Here is a 22,324-nt window from a genome sequence, read left to right on the forward strand (position 1 = left end):
CCACTTCGCTCCGGTATGCACTCCGTAGTTCGTTCCGGCACGCGTCCGACGCCCGCCCACCCGTTCGTCGCGCCGGTCACGTAGCGCGCGGTTGCCCGGGGTCATGCCCCCAACTGCAGGCCGTCCGCGGCCTCCTCGACCATGGCCAGGCCGAGTCGGCTGACCCGCATCGAGAAGGGTGCGCCGGCCACCCGCAGGCCGGTCAGGCCGAGTTCGCCGAGGGGCGCGCTGTGGACGGGCCGGAGGGTGACTGTTCCGGCCGGGGCGTCGGGGCGGATGCCGGCGAGCGTGGTGAGGAGCAGCACCCCGGAGGCGGCCGCCGTGGCCGCCGGACGGCAGGCCGCAGGGTGCGGAAGGGGGGCGCTCCCGTCGGTGCGCTGCTCACCGGCGAACATCTCGGGCAGCCGGTGGCCGAAGTGCTCGGCTGCCGCCAGCAGGCCGCGCAGCAGCCCGCCCGCCTCCTTCTCGTAGCCCGCGGCGGCCAGCCCGGCGACGGCGAGTGCCGTCTCCTGGACCCGGACGGCCCCGGCCCGGTGGCCGAACGGATTGTGTCCCGCCTCCTTGGCCCCGAGTCCGCGCAACCCCCATCCCGAGTCCATGGCCGGACCGCCGAGCAACCGGGCGAGCTGCTCGGTCTGCACCTTGTCCAGCAGGCCGACGGCCGGTCTGCCGGCGCCGAGCAGGCCGGTGTCGAGCAGGTGGACGGCGACTGAGCCCAGGTGGGTCAGGGGGCGGCCGTCCGAGGTCAACGCCGCTGCCGGACGGCCGCCGCTTCTGTCCTCGGTCCAGAAGTCCGCTTGGAACGCCTTCCTCAGCTCCCCCGCCCACTGCCGCAGTCCGGCGCCGCCGGGCCGGTCGTACGCGTCGAGGAGGTCGGCGCCGAGCAGCGCGGCCCGGTGGGCGTGGGCCTGGGTCTCGCTGCGCGCGGGGCCGCCGGGCTGTGGGTCGCAGAGGTAGGTGTGGTCGCCCACCGTGGTGCGCAGCCAGGTCAGGCAGCGCTCGGCCGCGGGCAGCAGTTCCCGCGTCTCCTGGTCCGGGAGCCCCCAGCGGCGGGCCTCCGCCAGTAGTACGGGGAAGAACAGCGTGGCCTCCGTGCCCGTGCAGCCCGGGGGCAGGTGTGCTCCGGCGTCCCGGCGCGGGCCGGGGATCATGCCGGCCTGCGGACCCGGACCGCGCAGTTGCGTGCGGGCGAGGGTGCGCAGGGTGCCGGCAGCGAGGCGGGTGCCGAGGGGCAGGGTCATCCGGGCCGCGGCGAGCGCCTCGGCCGGGGCCAGGCCGCAGCGCCAGGGCGCCCCGGCCCCGAGGTAGGTGTCGGAGGGATGTGCCGGGTCGCGGAGCAGCAGCGCCTGGAGATCCTCGATGCTGGTCCTGAAAAGCGCCGCGGCTCTCGGGTCGTCACCCGCGGCCCTGGCGGGTGCCAGGGGGCTCGTGGCGGCGCGTCCCACGGCGCGCAGGGGACCCGTGCCGTCCGGGCGCACCCGCAGTTCCACGCTCGCCGTTCCGCCCGGGGGCAGTTCGAACTCCCAGCGCAGCAGTCCCGCGGAGGCCAGTGCGTCGGTGGGTGGCGGGTCGGCCGTGACCAACGAGTTGCCGGTGGGGGTGGTCCAGCGCAGCCCGGAGTCGTGGACGCTGGGCGGGAGTTCGGGGCCGGGGCTGCCGGAGGCGATGGCGCTCAGCTCCGCGAGGTCGGTGCCGAGGGCTACCTCCAGCGCCAGACGCAGGGGGTGGCGAGCGGAGCTGTGCAGGGTGATGCGCTCGGTGCCCTCGGCGTGACGGATTCGTTCCACGACGACGTCCGGATCCGGGCCGGCCGCCGGGGAAACCCGCAGGGTGCCCACGAAGCGTGCGGAGTCCGCGCCCGCCATCCGCGCCTGCACAGGGAGCGGTTCGCGGCCGGCGACACGGACCTGGCAGCGTGCGAGCAGCCGCCGGCCCGCCCGGTAGAACCCCTCCAGGCCGCGGCCGGTCAACTGGCCCTGCTCCGTGGAGATGGCTAGGCCGGGCAGCGCGACGCAGATCAACGCGGTGTGCGTGGGCGGCAGCCCGCCGACGTACCCCGGACTCTGGGGACCCGGCGTCGATCGTGGGGGCGTGGCCCGGGTCGTGCGGTCGCGGGGCTGCCCCGACGGGCCTTCCGCCCGCGGGAGCCAGGGTGGGGGGCCGTCCCGGAGTCGGCGGTTGCCGTCGGCGGTATAGGTCGGAGTCGGCTGATGCACGGGACGCTCCTTCTGCGTTCTGTGCGCCCGGGACGTGCTGGGCGCCGGACGGAGGACTCCGGAGGGACAGGGGACGGGCGGCGGCACGACCCGTCCAGGCGTTCCGCCACTCAGGTGAACGGAGGAGGGCTCCTCCTGGTCACGCCCCGCCCGCCGAACCCGATCGGGCAACAGTGCGAGGAGACGTCGTGCGGGCCGGTCGACCCGTGCCTCCGGACGCCCAGGGCCGACAGGCCACGGCGCCGGCCGACGGGCGAGCAGTCGCGGAACGGCTCCGGTTCGATGAGGCTCCGTGTCCAGCGGCGGACAGCACCGGCCCACGCCCGTCCGTATGCCGTCCCTGGCCGGCCCCCGTTCATTCGTCCCCCTCGCCACGGCCCTTCCGGGTGCCTGAGTCCTCCCGGGCGGCCCGGCCGCCTCGGGTGTCGGTCTTCTCCGCCGCGCGGGTGCGCGTGCCGTCGCCCGGCCTGGACGACCCGGAGCGGGTGCGAGTGCGGCCTGCGCCCGTCGGTCGCGGTCGGGCGCCCGCCGGCCGTGGCCGCCGCGGGTCGAGACTGTCTTCGGTGCGCGGACGGCGGCGACGTCGGGTTTCGGAGGCGGCGGTCGGCTCGTGATCGGTGCCCGGGTCGGCCGGAGCCCTGTCGCCGACAGCCTCCACGCTGTCGGCCGCCTCGCGCCCCGCGCGTTCCGTGCGCAGGCAGCGGCGGATCGACTCCGGGTCCAGGCCCTCGTTGCAGGCCTGGTGCAGGAGGCGGGCGAAGAGGTACTCGGGGTCCGCGCCCAGGGCCATCGCCAGGGCCTCCCGCGCCTCCAGGTCGTCGCCGGCCGACCAGGCGACCCAGCCGGCCAGCGTCAAGGGAGCGGCGGCGTGTTCGCCATAGGGGCCGACGCACCGGCGGGCCAGGGCTCGCCACAGGCGCAGGGCGGGTCCGGCCTCGTCGCCCTCCATCCAGGCGGCCGCCCGGTCACGGGTGGTGCGGTCCTGCAGTCCGAGGATCAGCAGCGCGGCCTCGCCGTGCGCGAGCAGAGCGTCGTCGCGGAGGTCCGCCTGGTGGACGCCGGCCACCGGGACGGCTGCAGCGTACCGGCTCATGAGCTGCTCGGCGAGGGCGAGCGTCTCCTCGGCCACTTCCGCGCGGGAGGCGTCGTGGAGAATGCGGGGCACCAGGGCCATTCCGGCGCGGTCCAGGGCACCCTCCTGTTCCAGCGCGGCGCCGGACTCCCAGGGCTGCAGCCTGGCCCGCAGCTCACGCAGAGTGCCGCGCACCTGGATCCCGGCGTAGGTGGCGGCGGCCGCGAGCACGGAGGTGCCGGGCAGGCCCATGGGGGCGCCGTCCGGAGGACAGCACTCGTCCGCCGGGCAGCAGTACGACCAGAAGCGGCCCTGCGAGACGCACAGCGCCTCGATCACCGGCACGTCGAGGCGGCCGCACTCGGTGCGCAGCAGTTGGGCGAGCGGGGCCAGCCGGTGCATGACGTCCCGGCCCGTTTCGCCGGGCGACGGTTCCTGGCAGACGTAGGCGACCATCTGCTCGGGGCGGGTTCCACGGCGTTCGCTGCCCGTCGTGAGGCCCTGGGCCAGCTGGCGTGCGGCCGATTCCCAGTCGTCCCTGTTCGCGGGGATGCCGAGCCGGGCACGCCCGCCGAACCGGCCACGGCCACCCCGGTCGTGCAGGGCCACCAGCACCATGCTGTCCTCGGGGCGGTACCCGAGCAGGTAGGGCAGCGCGTCGGCCAGTTCGGCCGGGGTACGCAGCGTGATCTGGGTGTCGTGGGCGGGATGGCCCAGGGGCTGCGCACCTCCCGTGATGTCGCCGTTTTCGGAGGGTCCGGTGGTTTCGCTGTGATTCGTCATGCGCCGACGATCTCGCGGATCTCGGAATTCCGGTTTTCCTGTGGATAAGTCGAATCAGGGACACGCCAAAGCCGTATCGCGCGTCCACAGCCCACCCGGCTGTCGGTCCCGTCCTGTTGTATGGGACGCATGGAGCACACGAGCAACGCGGAACTCCGGACGCGGGCGGACGCCGTCCTCGCCCGTCTCGTCGGCGACGACACGGGCAAGGCCCGGCTACGCGAGGACCAGTGGCGGGCGATCGAGGCGCTGGTCGCCGACCGGCGCCGGGCCCTGGTCGTCCAGCGCACCGGCTGGGGCAAGTCCGCGGTGTACTTCGTGGCGACCTCGCTGCTGCGGGCAGCGGGCAGCGGCCCCACGGTCATCGTCTCCCCGCTGCTCGCGCTCATGCGCAACCAGGTCGGCGCGGCGGCCCGGGCCGGTATCCACGCCCGCACCATCAACTCCTCCAACACCGAGGACTGGGAGGGGATCCAGGCGGAGATCGCGGCCGGCGAGGTCGACGTCCTCCTGGTGTCCCCGGAGCGCCTCAACAACCCCGACTTCCGCGACGAGGTCCTGCCCAAGCTCGCCGCGGCGACCGGACTCCTCGTGGTGGACGAGGCCCACTGCATCTCCGACTGGGGCCATGACTTCCGGCCGGACTACCGGCGGCTGCGCACCATGCTCGCCGAACTGCCGCCGGGTGTGCCGGTGCTGGCGACCACCGCCACGGCCAACGCGCGCGTGACCGCCGATGTGGCCGAGCAACTGGGCACCGGTGGTGGCTCGGACGCACTGGTGCTGCGCGGTCCGCTGGACCGGGAGAGCCTGAGCCTGGGTGTGCTGCGGCTGCCGGACGCCGCACACCGGATGGCGTGGCTCGCGGATCACCTGGACGAACTGCCGGGCTCCGGCATCGTCTACACGCTCACCGTGGCCGCCGCCGAGGAGGTCACCGCGTTCCTGCGGCAGCGCGGACACACCGTGGCGTCGTACACGGGGAAGACGGAGAACGCCGACCGGCAGCAGGCCGAGGACGACCTGATCGGCAACCGGGTCAAGGCACTGATCGCCACCTCGGCCCTCGGCATGGGCTTCGACAAGCCCGACCTCGGGTTCGTGGTGCACCTGGGCTCGCCCTCCTCCCCCATCGCCTACTACCAGCAGGTGGGCCGCGCGGGGCGCGGTGTCGAGCACGCCGAGGTACTGCTGCTGCCGGGGCGGGAGGACGAGGCGATCTGGGACTACTTCGCGTCGCTCGCCTTCCCCTCGGAGGATCTGGTGCGCCGCACCCTGGATGTCCTCTCCCGGGCCGGCGGTCCCATGTCGCTGCCCGCGCTGGAGCCGCTGGTGGAACTGCGCCGCTCCCGGCTGGAGACCATGCTGAAGGTCCTCGACGTGGACGGCGCGGTCAAGCGGGTCAAGGGTGGCTGGATCGCGACCGGGCAGCCGTGGGCGTACGACGCGGAGCGGTACGACTGGGTGGCACGGCAGCGCGCGGCCGAGCAGCAGGCGATGCGCGAGTACGCGGCCACCACGGACTGCCGGATGGAGTTCCTGCAGCGCCAGCTCGACGACGAGGGCGCGAAGCCCTGCGGCCGCTGCGACAACTGCGCGCGGTCACGGTTCACGGCTGACACCTCCACGGCCGCTTTGGACGCCGCACGGGTCGACCTCGGCCGTGCGGGCGTCGAGGTGGAACCCCGGAAGATGTGGCCGACCGGCCTGCCGGCCATCGGCATCGATCTCAAGGGACGCATTCCGGCCGGTGAACAGGCCGCGGCGGGGCGGGCCCTGGGGCGGTTGTCGGATATCGGTTGGGGCAACCGGCTACGGCCGCTGCTCGCGCCCCAGGCCCCGGACACGGCCGTGCCGGACGATGTCGCCCGCGCGGTGGTGGACGTACTGGCCGACTGGGCGAAGGGCCCCGGCGGGTGGGCTCCGGGGGCGGCCGACGCGCAGCCGCGCCCGGTGGGTGTCGTCACCGTCGCCTCGCGCTCCCGGCCCCGGCTGATCGACTCCCTGGGCGCCCGCATCGCGGAGATCGGCAGACTGCCTCTGCTGGGTTCCGTGGAGTACGCGGGAGAGGCGGCACACGTCTCGCGCAGCAACAGTGCCCAGCGTCTGAAGGCCCTCGACGGCGCGCTGACCGTGCCACCCGCCCTGTCCGCCGCGTTCGCCGCGGCCCAGGGTCCGGTGCTGCTGGTGGACGACTTCACGGAGACCGGCTGGACGCTGGCCGTCGCGGCGCGCATGTTGCGGAGGTCCGGGGCGCGCGGGGTGTTGCCACTGGTCCTGGCCGTACAGGGCTGATCGACCCGGTGCTGTTCGAATACGGCACCGGGTGCGGCGTACGCACGTGTCGTACTCGAACGTCCCCGGGTCCTCCGGCGCCCCGCTGGGTAGGGATATAAGCCACGCACCACCAGATAACAGTCGGTGGCCCCATTTGCTCGTTGCCGCAATCAAGTTCGACAGGAAGAATTGAAGTCCGCTCCCCGCACGGCTCGTCCGTGATCCGGTTGGGCCTTACTGCGGTGCGCGCTCCCCCGAATCCGATCTCGCCCGCTGTGTGGGCGCGTAGCCGAAGGGAGGAACGTGACCTTCGGATTCGCTCCGTCCTCGGCAGCATCGTTGTCGACGTCCGCGTCCGCCGCTTCCGCCAGCCGCCTGCTCGAGCCCGCGGAATGGTCCGACGCCGGCATACCGCTGCTCCGCGACCCGCGTGAGGTGGTCAGCGGGCTGCACGCCCGGCACCGTCCCAAGCCGGCGACGGCGATCGTGGCCGTCCTCGACCCGGAGGAACGGCTGTGTGCCAGCGCCTCGTTCACCTGGCGCTCGGCGCAGGCCGACGGCTGGATGTTCCGCAACGCGCTGCTGGCCCAGTTGCGCCGGGTCATCCCGCACGACCTGCGCCGCCGCACCCCGGTGCGGACCGCCGTACTGCTCTACTGCCGCGAAGGGGACGCGCGTTGGACAGAGGAGGACGGTGCCTGGATGTGGGGGCTGCGGGACGCCTGCACCCTGCACGGGCTGCGCTGCGGGTCGTACATCACGCTGACCCACGACGGCTGGCAGGTACTCGGTGAGGGTCGCGGCGGGCGGCGCCCGAACGCCGACTCGCCTCCCGGACCTTTCGCCCTGTCCGAGTCCGCGCCCCTGCCACCGCGCACCGGAGGCGCCGTCTCCGAGGTTCTGCGCCGCGCGGCCGCCCGCTGAAGCCGGCCCCCCGCGCGGGTGCACCGGCCGAGCACCCACCGCCGGGCACGGCACCCTCAAACATGCCGTACGGCGTGCTCAGCTGGGTCGCTCACCCAACTCCGGGCCGTGGAGGACGTGCCCCGGGTCCGGTCACTCGACAGATCCGGCCCGGTGCTGGCGCTCCGGATCCTCCGTCCGTCGAACGGCCGCGCCCCGACGGCCGGTGCCCCTCGCCCGGCGTCCGGGCATGCCGAAGGCACCACCGTGCGAGTCCGTCGCCACATCTCCTTCGGTACCTCCGGAGTCCCAGAGGCGCCGGAGGTGGCTCAGACGCCGGCGCCCAGCACCGAGTTGATCCGCTGCGGGTCGCCGCAGACGATCAGCAGCGCACCGGCCCGGGAGAGGGCCAGCGGCAGGGCGGTGGCGGCGACGGCGTCGGAACCGCCGTTGACGGCGACGACGACCACGGGGCGGGTCGCGGCACGGGAGGCGACGGCGGCGTCCGTGTAGAAGACGTCGTCGCCCGCGTCGTGCTGCGCCCAGTAGGAGGCTTCGCCGAAGGTCAGCTCGTGGTCGGCCCACGGATGCTGCGCGCCGGTGGTGATCACCAGCACGTCACCGGGGGCACGGCCCGAGTCGAGAAGCAGGTCCACTGCCTCCTCGGCGGAGTCGAGAGCGCTCTCGACCGATGCCGGGATCAGCTGGATCTGCGGGGCCGCCGCTGCCGCGGCGGGCACGGCCGGGCCGGACGGGCCTGGCTTGGCCATGTCACGCGGCGCGCGCTGTACCGGCGGCGTCGGCCGCAGAGGGCCGGGACGACCGGGACGCGACGGAGCCGCGGGGCGGGGGCCGGGTACGGGACGGGGGGTCGGCGCGGTACGGCCACTGGCCGGAGTGGCGCGGGGACCCTGGGCACTCTCGTGAATCTGAGGCTCCTCGGGAATGAGAGGCATGAGCTGATATCTATCAAACGTTGGTGCAGGTCACGTGAACTGGGTGGCACAACAGTGCGACTGGAACGTCAGAAGTCGAAGCCGAGCTGACCCTCGACTTCCGGAACGCTTCCCTCCGCCCAGCTGCGGACCTTCTTGAGGTGCTGCCACTGGGGCAGCGCATCAAGATACGCCCACGACAACCGGTGGTACGGGGTGGGGCCCCGCTCCTCCAGTGCGGCCTTGTGCACGGGCGACGGATACCCGGCGTTGTCCGCAAATCCGAAGTCTGCATGGTCGATACCCAGTTCGGCCATCATTTTGTCGCGCTGAACTTTGGCGATCACCGAGGCCGCCGCGACGGCCACACACGATCGGTCACCCTTGATGACCGTGCGCACCTGCCACGGGGTACCGAGGTAGTTGTGCTTCCCGTCGAGGATGACCGCGTCGGGACGGACCGGGAGGGCCTCCAGGGCGCGGACGGCGGCCAGCCGCAGCGCGGCCGTCATCCCGAGACTGTCGATCTCCTCCGGCGAGGCATGACCCAGCGCGTAGGCCGTGACCCATGTCCGCAGCACCTCGGCAAGTTCCGTACGGCGCTTGACGGTCAGCAGCTTGGAGTCGGTGAGGCCCTCAGGCGGTCGGCGAAGACCGGTGACCGCGGCACAGACGGTGACGGGCCCGGCCCAGGCACCGCGTCCCACTTCGTCGACACCGGCAATGACCTTCGCTCCGGTCGTGGCGCGGAGGGAGCGCTCGACGGTGTGAGTAGGTGGTTCGTACGGCATGGCGTCCTTAGGGTACGCCGCGCCGATCCCCGAGCGACACCCCGGCTTCCCCGACCGGACCGCGGGCCGCCGGAGCGCTGGGTCAGACGCCGCGCGACAGCAGCAGTGGAAGCATGTACTGGTCGATCATCTGCTCGACCTCCTGGTCGCTCCATTCGCTTCCAGAAATCTTGTTGCGGTACATCATCATGGCCGGAATGGCGTCGAGCACATAGTCGTTGGCCGCATCGGCGCGCACCTCCCCCCGCTCTACGCCGCGGGCGACGATGTCACCGATCAGCCTGGTGGTCGGCCCCACGACGCCATCGAAGATCACGCCATGGAACCGCTCGACCTGCATCGGATCGCATTCGTGAATCACCGACCGCAATGCGAAGCCCGGGCGCGAGAACATCGCGTCCCGGGCCTGCCGGCACAGAGCCAGCAGGTCTTCGCGCACGCTTCCGAGGTCGGGAGCCTCCTCCAAGCGTGGCAGACCGGCCTGCAAGGCGTCGGCGACCAACTCCTCCTTCGAGGACCAGCGCCGGTACACCGCGGCCTTTCCGGTCTGCGCACCGGCGGCGACACCCTCCATGGTGAGGCCGTTCCAGCCGACCGTGCTGAGCTGCTCCAAGGCGGCGTCCAGGATCGCGCGTTCGAGGACCGCACCGCGCCGACGAGGGGAGGCCGCCTGAGGAGGAGCGGCAGTCCAGCGCGAGGTAACCATCTGAGTTTCTCCAGCGAGCGAGGGGAAGCGGGGATTCCGGAGCGGGGGATGAGGCGCGGCGCGCGACGACAAAGGGGGACGCGGCACGCGACGCGCAGTTAAGTGAACGCTTGCGTTCTCTACCGAGGACTCACTACCGTTGACGCGACAGTGAACGCGGGCGTTCACTAACACCTTCGTGGGGGACCCATAGTGACAACCTCTCAGCTGATACCCGAACAGAAACCCGGTGCGGCCCGCAGGCAGGGGCGCCCCGGCATCGCGCTCGCCGTGATTGCCGCCTGCCAGCTCATGGTCGTACTTGACGCGACGATTGTGAACATCGCACTCCCGCACATTCAAGACGCTCTCAAGTTCAGCACCACGGATCTCACCTGGGTGGTCAGCGCCTACACGCTCACCTTCGGGGGTCTGCTCCTGCTCGGTGCGCGAGCCGGTGACATCCTCGGCCGGCGCCGGGTGTTCATGACCGGCATCCTGCTGTTCACCTTCGCCTCGCTCCTCGGCGGTCTCGCCCAGGAACCCTGGCAGCTGCTGGCCGCCCGCGCCCTCCAGGGCATGGGTGGCGCGATCGCGTCGCCGACCTCGCTGGCGCTGATCACCACCACCTTCCCGGAAGGCCCCGAGCGCAACCGGGCGTTCGGTGTGTTCGCCGCCGTGTCCGCGGGCGGAGGTGCCATCGGGCTGCTGGCCGGCGGCATGCTCACCGACTGGCTCGACTGGCGCTGGGTGTTCTTCGTCAATGTGCCGATCGGACTGCTGATCGTCGCCCTCACCCCGCAGTACATCAACGAGTCCGAACGGCATCCCGGACGGTTCGACATCGCGGGCGCGCTGACTTCCACACTGGGCATGGTCTTCCTGGTGTACGGCTTCATCCGGGCTTCGGAGGAGGGCTGGCGCGACGCTCTGACCCTTGGCTCCTTCGGTGCCGCGGTAGTGCTTCTGCTGGCCTTCGTCTTCATCGAGACCCGGGCGAAGGAGCCCATCACCCCGCTGCGGATGTTCGCCGACCGCAACCGCTCCGGCACGTACGTGATCATGCTGAGCCTGGCCGCGGCGATGTTCGGCATGTTCTTCTACATCGTGCTGTTCGTGCAGAACGTGCTGGGCTACAGCCCGATCCGGGCCGGTCTGGCCTTCCTGCCCGTGACGGTGGCGATCGCCGTCGGCGCCGGGCTCTCCCAGCGGTTCCTGCCCACCCTCGGCCCGAAGCCGTTCATGATGACCGGCTCCGCCCTCGTGGTCGTCGGCCTGACCTGGCAGACATTCATCAAGCCCGACAGCTCGTATCTCGGCGGGGTTCTCGGGCCCATGCTCATCTTCGGCTTCGGCATGGGCCTGAACTTCGTGACCGCGACCGTCACCGCGGTCTCCGGGGTCTCCCAGCACGAGGCCGGAGCGGCTTCCGGGCTGCTGAACGCCATGCAGCAGGTGGGCGGTTCGCTGGGCCTGTCGATCCTGACCACGGTCTTCGGCTCGGCCAGCAAGGACGAGGCGAAGAAGCAGCTGCCGAAGTTCCTCACCGACGGCTCGCCGGAACAGAAGGCGGAGTTCGCCAAGTCCCACCAGTTGCCCGCGCCCTGGGGACACGAGGTGCTTGCGCACGGGATCTCGACCGCGTTCGTCCCCGCCGCCGTGATGGCCGCGCTCGGCCTGCTCACCGCCTGGCTGGTGATCAAGGTCCGCAAGAGCGACCTCGAAGCCCTCGCAGGCACGGCTGGTCCCGGGCTGGGCTGACCCCACCAAGCCGCGCGAAGCCGCGGACGGCCGGACCGCCGCCAGGGGACAGCCGGCAGAGGCAGTGGTCCGGCCATCCGCACCACGGCCGACAGCACCACGAACACCACCGGAACAGAGACTCCGATCCACACCGTCAACACCGCCCCCCGCGACTCCGCTGCCTTCTCCGCCGTCCGCACTCGGACGGAGCGCGGAGCGGATGCCGGGAAAACGCCCGACGGTCACGGAGAGTTCCCATCGGGCACACAGAGTTTTGATCGTGCCCGGAGTGTCGGGATCCCAGAGCATCGGGGCCACCACCGTTCCGGGGTATCAACAGGGCCCCCGCGTCGCTGAGACGGCCGGACCAACGCGCCCCGCAGCACCACACAGGGCTTACAGCCCGAGGCCCCGCAGACCACGAATGCCCCGACCGAACAGTCTTCGCGCGCCGACGGCCATACACCGACAGCGGCCGTCGTACGCCGACCGCCATCCGCCGACTGCAACCTTCCTGCGCCGTCAGCCATCGGCCGACAGGGCCCTCCTACACCGGCGGTCTTCCGCCGACCACGGTCCCGGTCCCCGTCGGCACCCACTCCGGCAGCGCCTCCGTCCGCTCCGTCCATGCGGCCGGGGGCGCTCCCGCCGTGCCGCCCGCGAGCACGCCGCCGACGATGGCACAGGTGGTGTCCACATCGCCGCCCACCTGGGCGGTCGCCCAGAAGGCCGTCTCGTAGTCGCCGAGGGCACGTGCCGCCGACCAGAGGGCGAAGGGGACGGTGTCGTGGGCGCTCGTACGCCGTCCGCAGCCCAGGACGGCCGCCACGGTGCCCTCGTCGTCGTAGTCGAGCATGTCGCGGGCGCGCCGCAGGCCCTGGCCGACGGCGCTCCTGGGGACGAGCGCGACGACCCCGTCGAGGAGCGCCTCGGGACTCGGCGGGCCGCCGGGCGCCGCCGCCAGTGCCGCTGCCGCGGCGACCGCCATGGCCCCGACCACCGCCTCGCGGTGCTGGTGCGTGGGGTAGGCCGAGATCTCGGCCTGGTGGGTGGCCTGCTCCGGATCATCCGCGTACCAGGCGCCCAGGGGCGCGATCCGCATCGCCGCGCCGTTGCCCCACGAGCCCCGCCCGTTGAAGAGTGCGGCGGCCAGTTCGCGCCAGTCGCCGCCCTCCCTGACGAGGCGGAGCAGCCGGTTCACGGCGGGGCCGTAGCCCCGGTCGAAGTCGTGGTGCGCGGCGAACGAGTGGGCCAGCGCGTCCTGATCGATGCGGTGGTGAGCGGCGAGGACGGCGACGACGGAACAGGCCATCTCCGTGTCGTCGGTCCACTGCCAGGGGCCCGATGGCAGCTCGCGCCGCTGCAGCAGCGGGTAGTTCACCGGAACGAAGAACTGTGAGCCCAGCGCGTCGCCGGTGGCGAGTCCGCGCAGGCTGGCCAGGGCACGGTCCAGGCGCCCGGCGTTCGGAGTGTCGGAGGAAACGGTCATCTCGGCCAGCCTAGCCGCTCATCCAGTGGGACCCCGGGTCCCGCCAGCGGTCGAAAGGCCGGTCGAGCGTGTACTTGCCGTCGTCCCCGAGAACGAGCATCCGCATCTCGGCGTTGCCGGGGTTGGACAGGGACTCGAAGTCCGCGACCGTCCAGTGGAACCAGCGCATGCAGAACAGCCGCATCGCCAGGCCGTGGGTCACCAGGAGCACGTTGGGCGGATGGTCCGGCGCCTCGAAGCTGCGGAACAGGCTCTCCAGGAAGCCGCCGACCCGGTCGTACACGTCGGCCCCGGACTCGCCCTGGGGGAAGCGGAAGAAGAAGTGCCCGTACGCGTCCCGGTACGTCTTCTGCAGGCGTACGTCGTCGCGGTCCTGCCAGTTCCCCCAGTCCTGCTCACGCAGCCGGGGCTCCTCGCGTATGCGTATGAGGTCCGGATCGAGGTGGAAGGCTCGGAGGGTCTCGTGCGTACGGCGGTACGGGGAGACGTACACGCTGACGGGCTCCCGGCCGAAGATCTCCCGGATGCGTTTTCCGGTCTCCTCGGCCTGCCGCCAGCCCCGCTCGGTCAGGGCCAGTGAGTGGTCGGGTTCCCGCTCGTACACGGAGTCGTCGACATTGCCGGTTGACTCGCCGTGCCGGACAAGGACGATGCGCCGTGGTCGTGCCATGCCAAAACCCTAGATCGAGTGGCGGAAAATCGAGCACTCGGATGGGCTCCATACAGCGTAGGTCACACAAATCAAGGGTTGGAGATTCAAACGATCCAGCTCGGTTCGAGTTCCACGATGTCGCCCGTGAGGGCCGCGATGTCGGCTTCCGTCTGGGCGCGCAGCGCCAGACGCTCCACTCGCTCGGTGCGGTACTTACCGTGTTCGGCGGCCGACCGCCACATCGAGAGGATCATGAACTCGTGCGCCGGGGCCTCCGCGAACATGCCGCGGATCATGCCGGGCGAGCCGGCCATCGCCGGGTTCCAGACCTTCTCCTGCATCAGCGTGAAGTGCTCGACGCGCTCCTCGTGCACCCGGCAGAGGGCCACCCGGACCAGGTCGGAATCCGTGAACCGCGGTTCGAAACCGGTCTTCACATCGAACCGGTACTCGAACAACTTGACCTGCTGGTCCTTGTACGTGCCGGACTGGGACGCGGCCAGACGGTCGTGCGAGCGCGCCATGAAGGAGTCGTAGAAGGCACGGCTCTCCCAGAAGGCGAAGGTGTGCGCCACTCCGGCTCGCTGCCGACTCCAGCCCCCGCCCTGTCCGCGAAATCCCGGCTCCCCCAGAAGCCCCGCCCATTTCCGCTGCCCCCGCTCGAACCCGCGGCGGTCCACCACGGTGCAGCGAATCCACTTGACCAGCACCGCGCCATCGTAAGGCCATGGGACGTGGCGTCGGTCACGCTCCGGCGGAGATCACCCGCGCATGCGCCCCCGCGCGCGTGGCACGATGGAGAAAAAGCCTTGGCAGCCCATCAGTTGGGGCAGTGGACCTCAGGGGGGAAGGGGACGCGTGATGAGCGGTTTCAGCAAGGCGATCAGCAAGGTCGAGGTCGCCCTGAAGTGGGATCCCAGCCCGACCGGGCAGCCGCCCACCGATCTCGACATCATCGCCGGTACCTACACGGCGGGCGACCCGTACGGGACCGCGGCCTACCTGGTGCACTTCGACAGCCGCTCGCCCGATGGCACGATCTTCCTCAACCGCGACAGCCAGGACGGCAAGGGCTTCGGCTGGGACGAGGTGATGAAGCTCGAACTCGACCGACTCGACGGCCGGTACACGCGTGTGGTGGTCGGGGTCGTCATCCAACAGCGGTCCGCGCACCGGACGTTCGTGAACGTCCTGAACCCGGAGGTGCGCGTCCGGGAGGGCTACAACGTGCTGGCCGAGGACGACTTCGGATCGGTCCTCGGGGCGACCGCGGCCGCGGTCGCGGAGTTCGTGCGCGACGGGTCCGGCGACTGGAGTTTCCGGCCGGGCCTGCACGGCTTCGAGGACGACCCCGTGGTCTTCACCCGCGCCATGGGCGGCCTCGGCCGGCCGTGACGGCGAGCGACCAGGAGCAGCGGTAAGGGGCGTCGGCCGTGGCCGACGCCCCTTACGTCACTTCATGTCAACTCGTCAGCTGCAGCCGCTGGTCGAGCCGCAGCCCTCGCAGATGTAGCAGGAACCGGCCCGCTGCATCTTCGTACCGCAGGAGAAGCAGAGCGGGGCGTCGGCCTGGATGCCCAGCTGCATCTCCACCAGCTCGGCGCTGGTGTGGGCCTGCTTCGGGGCGGGCTTGGCCACCGCGGCCTCGGCCTTCGGGGAGGCGACGGCCTTCAGCTCCTGGGCGCGCGGCGCCGACTGGGCCAGCCCCTCGACGTCGACCTCGTCCTCGGACGGCTCGTACGAACCGGTCTCCAGGTGACGCTGGCGCTCCGGTGCGGAGTGGATGCCGAGCGCCGAGCGCGTCTCGAACGGCAGGAAGTCCAGCGCCAGGCGGCGGAAGATGTAGTCGACGATCGACTGCGCCATCCGCACGTCCGGGTCGTCCGTCATTCCGGCCGGCTCGAAGCGCATGTTGGTGAACTTCGAGACGTAGGTCTCCAGCGGCACGCCGTACTGGAGGCCGACGGAGACCGCGATGGAGAAGGCGTCCATCATGCCTGCGAGGGTCGAACCCTGCTTGGACATCTTCAGGAAGACCTCGCCCAGGCCGTCGTCCGGGTAGGAGTTGGCCGTCATGTAGCCCTCGGCGCCACCGACGGTGAAGGACGTGGTGATGCCGGGACGACCCTTCGGGAGGCGCTTGCGGACCGGGCGGTACTCGATGACCTTCTCGACCGTCTCGCGGATGGTCGCCTCGGCCTTCTCGGTGACCTCGACCTTCTCCTTCTCCTTGGTCTTCGCGGAGAGCGGCTGGCCGACCTTGCAGTTGTCGCGGTAGATCGCGAGCGCCTTGACGCCGAGCTTCCAGGCCTCGTAGTAGATCTCCTCGACCTCCTCGACGGTCGCCGTCTCCGGCATGTTGACCGTCTTGGAGATGGCACCGGAGATCCAGGGCTGGATCGCGGCCATCATGCGGACGTGACCCATCGGGGAGATGGCACGCTCGCCCATGGCGCAGTCGAACACCTCGTAGTGCTCCGGCTTGAGGCTGGGGGCGTCGATCACATTGCCGTTCTCGGCGATGTGGGCGACGATCGCCTCGATCTGCTCCTCCTGGTAGCCCAGGCGGCGCAGGGCCTGCGGAACCGTGCCGTTGACGATCTGCATCGAGCCGCCGCCGACCAGCTTCTTGAACTTCACGAGCGCCAGGTCGGGCTCGACGCCGGTGGTGTCGCAGGACATCGCGAGACCGATGGTGCCGGTGGGGGCGAGGACGGACGCCTGGGAGTTACGGAAACCGTTCTTCTCACCGAGGCGGACCACGTCCTGCCAGGCCTCCGTGGCGGCGGCCCACACCGGGGTGTCCAAATCGTCCATGCGGACGGCCACGGTGTTGGCGTCGGCGTGCTGCTTCATGACGCGGTTGTGGGCGTCGGCGTTGCGGGCGTAGCCGTCGTACGGGCCGACGACCGCGGCCAGCTCGGCGGAGCGCTTGTACGCCGTGCCGGTCATCAGGGAGGTGATGGCACCGGCCAGCGCGCGGCCGCCGTCGGAGTCGTAGGCGTGGCCGGTCGCCATCAGCAGCGCGCCGAGGTTGGCGTAGCCGATGCCGAGCTGGCGGAAGGCGCGGGTGTTCTCGCCGATCTTCTGGGTCGGGAAGTCCGCGAAGCAGATGGAGATGTCCATCGCGGTGATGACCAGCTCGACGACCTTCGCGAAGCGCTCGACCTCGAAGGACTGGTGGCCCAGGCCGTCGTCCTTCAGGAACTTCATCAGGTTCAGCGAGGCGAGGTTGCAGGACGTGTTGTCCAGGTGCATGTACTCGCTGCAGGGGTTCGAGCCGTTGATCCGGCCGGACTCCGGGCAGGTGTGCCAGTGGTTGATCGTGTCGTCGTACTGAATGCCCGGGTCGGCGCAGGCCCAGGCGGCCTCGGCCATCTTGCGGAACAGGTCCTTGGCCTGGACCTCCTCGATGACCTCGCCGGTCATCCGGGCGCGCAGGCCGAACTGTCCGCCCTGCTCGACCGCCTTCATGAACTCGTCGTTCACGCGGACGGAGTTGTTGGCGTTCTGGTACTGGACGGACGTGATGTCGTCGCCGCCCAGGTCCATGTCGAAGCCCGCGTCACGCAGGGCGCGGATCTTCTCCTCTTCCTTGACCTTGGTCTGGATGAAGTCCTCGATGTCGGGGTGGTCGACGTCGAGAATGACCATCTTGGCGGCGCGACGCGTGGCGCCACCCGACTTGATGGTGCCGGCGGAGGCGTCGGCACCGCGCATGAAGGAGACCGGGCCGGAGGCGTTGCCGCCGGAGGAGAGCAGCTCCTTGGAGGAGCGGATCCGGGAGAGGTTCAGGCCGGCACCGGAGCCGCCCTTGAAGATCATGCCCTCTTCCTTGTACCAGTCGAGGATCGACTCCATGGAGTCGTCGACGGACAGGATGAAGCAGGCGGAGACCTGCTGGGGCTGCGGCGTGCCCACGTTGAACCACACGGGGCTGTTGAAGCTGAAGACCTGGTGCAGGAGGGCGTACGCCAGCTCGTGCTCGAAGATCTCCGCGTCGGCGGGCGAGGCGAAGTACTTGTTGTCCTCGCCGGCCTTCCGGTACGTCTTCACGATGCGGTCGATCAGCTGCTTGAGGCCGGTCTCGCGCTGCGGGGTGCCGACGGCACCCCGGAAGTACTTGCTGGTGACGATGTTGACCGCGTTCACCGACCAGAAGTCGGGGAACTCGACGCCACGCTGCTCGAAATTGATCGAGCCGTCGCGCCAGTTGGTCATGACGACGTCACGGCGCTCCCAGCTCACCTCGTCGTACGGGTGTACGCCGGGGGTGGTGTGGATGCGCTCGATACGCAGCCCCTTGGTGGCCTTGGTGCCCTTCGCGCGGGAACTCCGTGCCGGACCGCTCGCCGTCTCTGTCATGCCGCCTCCCTCTACGGGCAAAAACGCCCTGAAATGCCACGATGTTCCCGTGACACGCTGTTCTGTACTGACGCCGCGGGCAGTCTCAGCTGCCACCCGCGACAAGTCCTGGATCGCCGTCCGACAACCGGATTCGGGCCCTCCCCCCGGTTCCGGTCCGCCCGTCAGCCGGCGAGGTGGACGGGCTCGGGCGCCCTGGTGGTACCGCCCGGCCCGTGATCGTCCTCCTGGCTCCCCGCTCCCGCGTCTTCGTCGTCCGCGACGGGGTCCTGCGCCGCCTGCCTGAGCTCCGCGATCGCGGCCTCGAAGTCCTCGAGCGAGTCGAAAGCCCGGTAGACGGAGGCGAATCGCAGGTAGGCGACGAGGTCGAGCTCCTGCAACGGGCCGAGTATGGCCAGACCCACGTCGTGGGTGGTCAGCTCGGCACTTCCGGTGGCCCGCACCGCCTCCTCGACCCGCTGGCCGAGCTGGGCGAGTGCGTCCTCGGTGACAGGTCGTCCCTGGCACGCCTTGCGCACGCCATTGATGACCTTGATACGGCTGAATGGCTCGGTGACTCCGGACCGCTTCACCACCATGAGCGAGCACGTCTCCACGGTCGTGAAACGACGGGAGCAGTCAGGGCACTGGCGGCGCCTGCGGATCGACGTGCCGTCGTCGGTCGTACGACTGTCGACCACACGGCTGTCGGGGTGCCTGCAGAAGGGGCAGTGCATGATCTCCAACCCTCCTCACAGCAGACTCAATGGCCTCGCTGGACCACCCGGGCCCCACGGAGCAGCCCCAAGCATAGGCGATCTCAGAGAGACCGGAGACCCGGGGGACCACAACTTGTGGGCTGCTGTAGCAATCCAACCACTAGATGTGGTGATTGGCTGATACATCGCCAGGTTGCGCGTGTCGCACACGTACCGCTACGGCGGATACGGAGATACCGTGGGCGCCGCACGGAGGTCGCGTGCGACTCCGGCGCAGATGGGGGCGGTCCTCCCGGTCGGCGAGGGTCCGGATGGCAGACTGGACACACCCGCAAGGCCATCAGCCCGGCGGTGAAGAGTACAACAATGAGACCTTTTGTCCGCTGGGTGTCGCGTGAGCCATACACCGAGACATGTGATCGCGTACGGTGAACTGCGTTTTTTCACTCGAACGTGTGTTTGGCGCAACCTTTCGAAAGCAACTACCGTTGTCCAGCAGGGAGACCATCGAGAGGGGCCGACGTGACCACGACCGCAGACAGTGCCACCATCACCGCCCAGGACCGCTCCCAGGGCCGACTCGACCCGGTGCATGCCATGAACGAAGCCGTGAATCCCGAGGGGCACAAGCGCTCCCTACCGGGCCGACCTCCAGGCATCCGGGCGGACAGCTCGGGCCTCACCGACCGGCAGCGCCGGGTGATCGAGGTGATCAGGGACTCGGTGCAGCGGCGGGGCTACCCGCCGTCGATGCGAGAGATCGGTCAGGCCGTCGGCCTGTCCAGCACGTCCTCGGTGGCGCACCAGCTGATGGCACTGGAGCGCAAGGGCTTCTTGCGCCGCGACCCGCACCGCCCGCGTGCGTACGAGGTACGCGGCTCCGACCAGGCCGTGAGCGTGCAGCCCACGGACACCGCCGGCAAGCCCGCCGCGTCGTACGTCCCGCTGGTCGGCCGGATCGCCGCCGGTGGCCCGATCCTCGCCGAGGAATCCGTCGAGGACGTCTTTCCCCTCCCTCGGCAGCTGGTCGGCGACGGCGAGCTGTTCGTACTCAAGGTCGTCGGTGACTCCATGATCGAGGCCGCGATCTGTGACGGCGACTGGGTCACGGTCCGCCGCCAGCCGGTCGCCGAGAACGGCGACATCGTCGCCGCCATGCTCGACGGCGAAGCCACCGTCAAGCGCTTCAAGCGCGAGGACGGGCATGTGTGGCTCCTCCCCCACAACTCGGCCTACGAACCGATCCCCGGCGACGACGCGACCATCCTGGGTAAGGTCGTCGCGGTACTGCGGCGCGTGTGACGCCTGCGGCGGGCGGCCATTCCGCCCGCCCTTCGATCGGGCCCCGGGACCCCTGCGCCGGTTCCGGGGTCTTGTACTGTCCGGACCCCCCGGCGACCGCCTCTTCGGATGGCGGGGGGTGGGGTGCGGGGGGGGGGGGGGGGGGAGAGGCGCCGCCGCCCAGAGGCCGCCGCCCCAGGGGGGCGCGGGGGAGGGCGGGGGCGCGAGCGCGGTGTGGGGTTTTTGGTTCTTCCCCCCCCCCCGCCCCCCCCCCTCTTTTGGTGGTGTTTACCCCCCCCCGCGCCCGGCCCCCCCCCCCCCCCCCATCACTCCGTCTCCGCCTGCCGAGCCGTCGCGTCGATGGCCGCGAGCGACTTCCGGACCTGGTTACGGTCCGTGGTGTACCAGAAGTCGGGCAGTGACGACTTCAGATAGCCGCCGTACCGTGCGGTGGCCAGCCGCTGATCGAGTACGGCGACCACGCCTCGGTCCCCCGACGCCCGGACCAGCCGGCCCGCGCCCTGGGCCATCAGGAGCGCGGCGTGGGTGGCGGCGACCGCCATGAAGCCGTTGCCACCGGCGTCCTCGACGGCCTTCTGCCGGGCACTCATCAGCGGGTCGTCCGGGCGCGGGAACGGGATCTTGTCCATGACGACCAGCTGGCAGCTGGGGCCCGGGACGTCGACGCCCTGCCACAGCGACAGCGTGCCGAAGAGACAGGTCCGGGGGTCCGCCGCGAAGTTCTTGATCAGCTCGCCGAGGGTCTCCTCGCCCTGCAGCAGTATCGGGAACTCGGGGATCCGGACGCGCAGCTCCTCGGCGGCCTGCTGGGCGGCCCGCATCGAGGAGAAGAGGCCGAGGGTGCGGCCCCCGGCGGCCTGGATCAGCTCGGTCAGTTCGTCGAGCATGTCCGCGCGGTCACCGTCCCGCGCTGGGCGCGACAGGTGCTTGGCGACGTAGAGGATGCCCTGCTTCGGGTAGTCGAAGGGCGATCCGACGTCGACGCCCTTCCACTGCGGGTGGTCGTCGCCCTCGGTGCCCTCGGGGGCGAGGCCCAGGGATGCGCCGACGCCGTTGAAGTCCCCGCCGAGCTTGAGGGTCGCCGAGGTGAGAGTGACCGAACGGTCCGCGAAGAGCTTCTCCCTGAGCAGGCCGGAAACGGACATCGGGGCGACCCGCACGGAGGCGCCGAAGCGGTCGTGGCGTTCGTACCAGACGACGTCCCACTCGGAGCCGTTCACGATCCGCTCCGCCACGTCGTGCACGGACTCCACCGAGGCCAGTGCCTGCTTGCGGACCGCGTCCTCGTCCTGGACCGACTTGTCACGGGTCGTGCCGATCGCGGAGATCACGGTCCGGGCGGCGTCCCTGAGGGCCGCCAGGGCGTAGCCGAGATCCTCCGGGATCTCCTCCAGACGGCCCGGCAGGGCCAGCTCCATCAGCCGCTCGAAGCCCTCGGCGGCGGTCTGGAGCTGGTCGGCGGCCTTCTCGTCGACCAGCCTGGCGGCGCGCCGGACCGCACGGTTGACCTGGCCCGGGGTGAGTTCACCGGTGGCGACGCCGGTGACCCTCGAGACCAGTTCGTGCGCCTCGTCCACGATCAGCACCTCGTGCTGCGGGAGCACCGGGGCGCCTTCGATGGCGTCGATGGCCAGCAGCGCGTGGTTGGTGACGACGACGTCCGCGAGCTTGGCACGCTCACGGGCCGTCTCGGCGAAGCACTCGGCGCCGTAGGCGCACTTGGACGCACCCAGGCACTCCCGGGAGGAGACCGAGACCTGGGCCCAGGCCTTGTCGGAGACACCCGGGGTGAGGCCGTCACGGTCACCGGTCTCGGTCTCGTCCGCCCAGTCCCGCAGCCGCAACAGGTCCTGGCCGAGCTTGCTGGTCGGCGCCGCCGCCTCGAACTGGTCGAAGAGTCCCTCCTCCTCGTCCTGCGGCACGCCCTCGTGCAGCCGGTGCAGACACAGGTAGTTCGACCTGCCCTTGAGCATCGCGAACTCCGGGCGTCGGCGCAGCAGCGGGTGCAGGGCGTCGACGGTGCGCGGCAGGTCCCGCTCCACGAGCTGTCTCTGCAGGGCGAGGGTCGCCGTCGCCACGACGACCCGCTCCCCGTGGGCCAGCGCGGGCACCAGATAGCCGAGCGACTTTCCGGTGCCGGTGCCGGCCTGGATCAGCAGATGGGATCCGTCGTCGATCGCTTCGGCGACCGATTCGGCCATGGTCACCTGGCCGGGGCGCTCCGTACCGCCGACAGCTGTGACAGCGGCATGCAGGAGTTCAGGGAGTGAGGGCTTCGTCATAGCGCGACCACCCTACGGCCCGGCACTGACAATCGGGCGATCAAGGCGGGGACGAGGGGCGGGATCACGCGAGGTGCTCCTGGGCAGGTGGGCTGAGGAGGAGTTGCGAAGGGGCTGCCAAGGGAAGGGCA

16 protein-coding genes are annotated in these 22,324 nt (G+C 70.8%); 5 read left to right on the forward strand and 11 right to left on the reverse strand.

What is annotated here, in order from left to right; genetic code table 11:
• Window positions 1-101: 101 nt before the first annotated feature.
• Together ACWGJB_RS34780 and ACWGJB_RS34785 are read right to left on the reverse strand one after the other, a co-directional pair.
• Window positions 102-2,018, reverse strand: a complete 1,917-nt coding sequence (locus tag ACWGJB_RS34780) for a glycogen debranching N-terminal domain-containing protein (RefSeq protein WP_453384105.1) — start codon at window positions 2,016-2,018, stop codon at window positions 102-104.
• Between the two features lie 553 nt (window positions 2,019-2,571).
• Window positions 2,572-4,071 carry a DUF4192 family protein gene (locus ACWGJB_RS34785; protein ID WP_453384023.1) on the reverse strand — a complete coding sequence of 500 codons (1,500 nt, stop codon included), beginning with the start codon at window positions 4,069-4,071 and terminating at the stop codon, window positions 2,572-2,574.
• Between the two features lie 129 nt (window positions 4,072-4,200).
• Between ACWGJB_RS34785 and ACWGJB_RS34790 the strand changes: the two genes are divergently transcribed.
• Both ACWGJB_RS34790 and ACWGJB_RS34795 read left to right on the forward strand, forming a co-directional pair.
• Complete coding sequence (locus ACWGJB_RS34790) at window positions 4,201-6,366, forward strand: RecQ family ATP-dependent DNA helicase (RefSeq protein ID WP_453384024.1); 2,166 nt, start codon at window positions 4,201-4,203, stop codon at window positions 6,364-6,366.
• A gap of 285 nt (window positions 6,367-6,651) precedes the next feature.
• A complete protein-coding gene (locus ACWGJB_RS34795) occupies window positions 6,652-7,272 on the forward strand; it encodes a hypothetical protein (protein ID WP_453384025.1) in 621 nt (206 codons plus the stop codon).
• Between the two features lie 308 nt (window positions 7,273-7,580).
• Here the strand turns inward: ACWGJB_RS34795 and ACWGJB_RS34800 are convergent, their stop codons facing one another.
• From ACWGJB_RS34800 to ACWGJB_RS34810, 3 genes are all read right to left on the reverse strand, one after another.
• Entirely contained in the window at window positions 7,581-8,207 is a 627-nt protein-coding gene (locus tag ACWGJB_RS34800) for a hypothetical protein (protein WP_453384026.1), read from the reverse strand.
• A 68-nt stretch (window positions 8,208-8,275) separates the two neighbouring features.
• The gene (locus tag ACWGJB_RS34805; protein ID WP_453384027.1) at window positions 8,276-8,977 is read right to left on the reverse strand and encodes a ribonuclease HII; all 702 of its coding nucleotides are present in this window, start codon (window positions 8,975-8,977) and stop codon (window positions 8,276-8,278) included.
• Between the two features lie 82 nt (window positions 8,978-9,059).
• Window positions 9,060-9,683 (reverse strand): TetR/AcrR family transcriptional regulator, encoded by a 624-nt coding sequence (locus ACWGJB_RS34810; RefSeq protein ID WP_453384028.1) that lies wholly within the window; start codon window positions 9,681-9,683, stop codon window positions 9,060-9,062.
• Between the two features lie 192 nt (window positions 9,684-9,875).
• Between ACWGJB_RS34810 and ACWGJB_RS34815 the strand changes: the two genes are divergently transcribed.
• Window positions 9,876-11,423: an MFS transporter gene (locus ACWGJB_RS34815; RefSeq protein WP_453384029.1), complete on the forward strand. Its 1,548-nt coding sequence runs from the start codon at window positions 9,876-9,878 to the stop codon at window positions 11,421-11,423.
• A 529-nt stretch (window positions 11,424-11,952) separates the two neighbouring features.
• Here the strand turns inward: ACWGJB_RS34815 and ACWGJB_RS34820 are convergent.
• From ACWGJB_RS34820 to ACWGJB_RS34830, 3 genes are all read right to left on the reverse strand, one after another.
• Entirely contained in the window at window positions 11,953-12,894 is a 942-nt protein-coding gene (locus tag ACWGJB_RS34820) for an ADP-ribosylglycohydrolase family protein (RefSeq protein WP_453384030.1), read from the reverse strand.
• 10 nt (window positions 12,895-12,904) lie between these two features.
• Window positions 12,905-13,564: a histidine phosphatase family protein gene (locus ACWGJB_RS34825; RefSeq protein ID WP_453384031.1), complete on the reverse strand. Its 660-nt coding sequence runs from the start codon at window positions 13,562-13,564 to the stop codon at window positions 12,905-12,907.
• An 86-nt stretch (window positions 13,565-13,650) separates the two neighbouring features.
• The gene (locus ACWGJB_RS34830) at window positions 13,651-14,256 is read right to left on the reverse strand and encodes a YdbC family protein (protein ID WP_362579437.1); all 606 of its coding nucleotides are present in this window, start codon (window positions 14,254-14,256) and stop codon (window positions 13,651-13,653) included.
• Window positions 14,257-14,407: 151 nt separating this feature from the next.
• Between ACWGJB_RS34830 and ACWGJB_RS34835 the strand changes: the two genes are divergently transcribed.
• Window positions 14,408-14,941: a TerD family protein gene (locus ACWGJB_RS34835; RefSeq protein WP_453384032.1), complete on the forward strand. Its 534-nt coding sequence runs from the start codon at window positions 14,408-14,410 to the stop codon at window positions 14,939-14,941.
• 75 nt (window positions 14,942-15,016) lie between these two features.
• On the opposite strand, the gene ACWGJB_RS34840 is transcribed toward ACWGJB_RS34835, so the two are convergent.
• Both ACWGJB_RS34840 and nrdR read right to left on the reverse strand, forming a co-directional pair.
• The gene (locus tag ACWGJB_RS34840; RefSeq protein ID WP_453384033.1) at window positions 15,017-17,911 is read right to left on the reverse strand and encodes a vitamin B12-dependent ribonucleotide reductase; all 2,895 of its coding nucleotides are present in this window, start codon (window positions 17,909-17,911) and stop codon (window positions 15,017-15,019) included.
• A gap of 164 nt (window positions 17,912-18,075) precedes the next feature.
• Window positions 18,076-18,627: a transcriptional regulator NrdR gene (nrdR, locus tag ACWGJB_RS34845; protein ID WP_453384034.1), complete on the reverse strand. Its 552-nt coding sequence runs from the start codon at window positions 18,625-18,627 to the stop codon at window positions 18,076-18,078.
• Between the two features lie 504 nt (window positions 18,628-19,131).
• Here nrdR and lexA point away from each other — a divergent pair.
• Entirely contained in the window at window positions 19,132-19,911 is a 780-nt protein-coding gene (gene lexA, locus ACWGJB_RS34850; protein ID WP_362579448.1) for a transcriptional repressor LexA, read from the forward strand.
• Between the two features lie 305 nt (window positions 19,912-20,216).
• Here lexA and ACWGJB_RS34855 read toward each other — a convergent pair whose 3' ends face one another.
• On the reverse strand, window positions 20,217-22,193 hold the full coding sequence (locus ACWGJB_RS34855; protein WP_453384035.1) for an ATP-dependent DNA helicase: 1,977 nt from the start codon (window positions 22,191-22,193) through the stop codon (window positions 20,217-20,219).
• Between the last annotated feature and the right edge of the window lie 131 nt (window positions 22,194-22,324).

Source organism: Streptomyces sp. NPDC054813 (genome assembly GCF_053611365.1).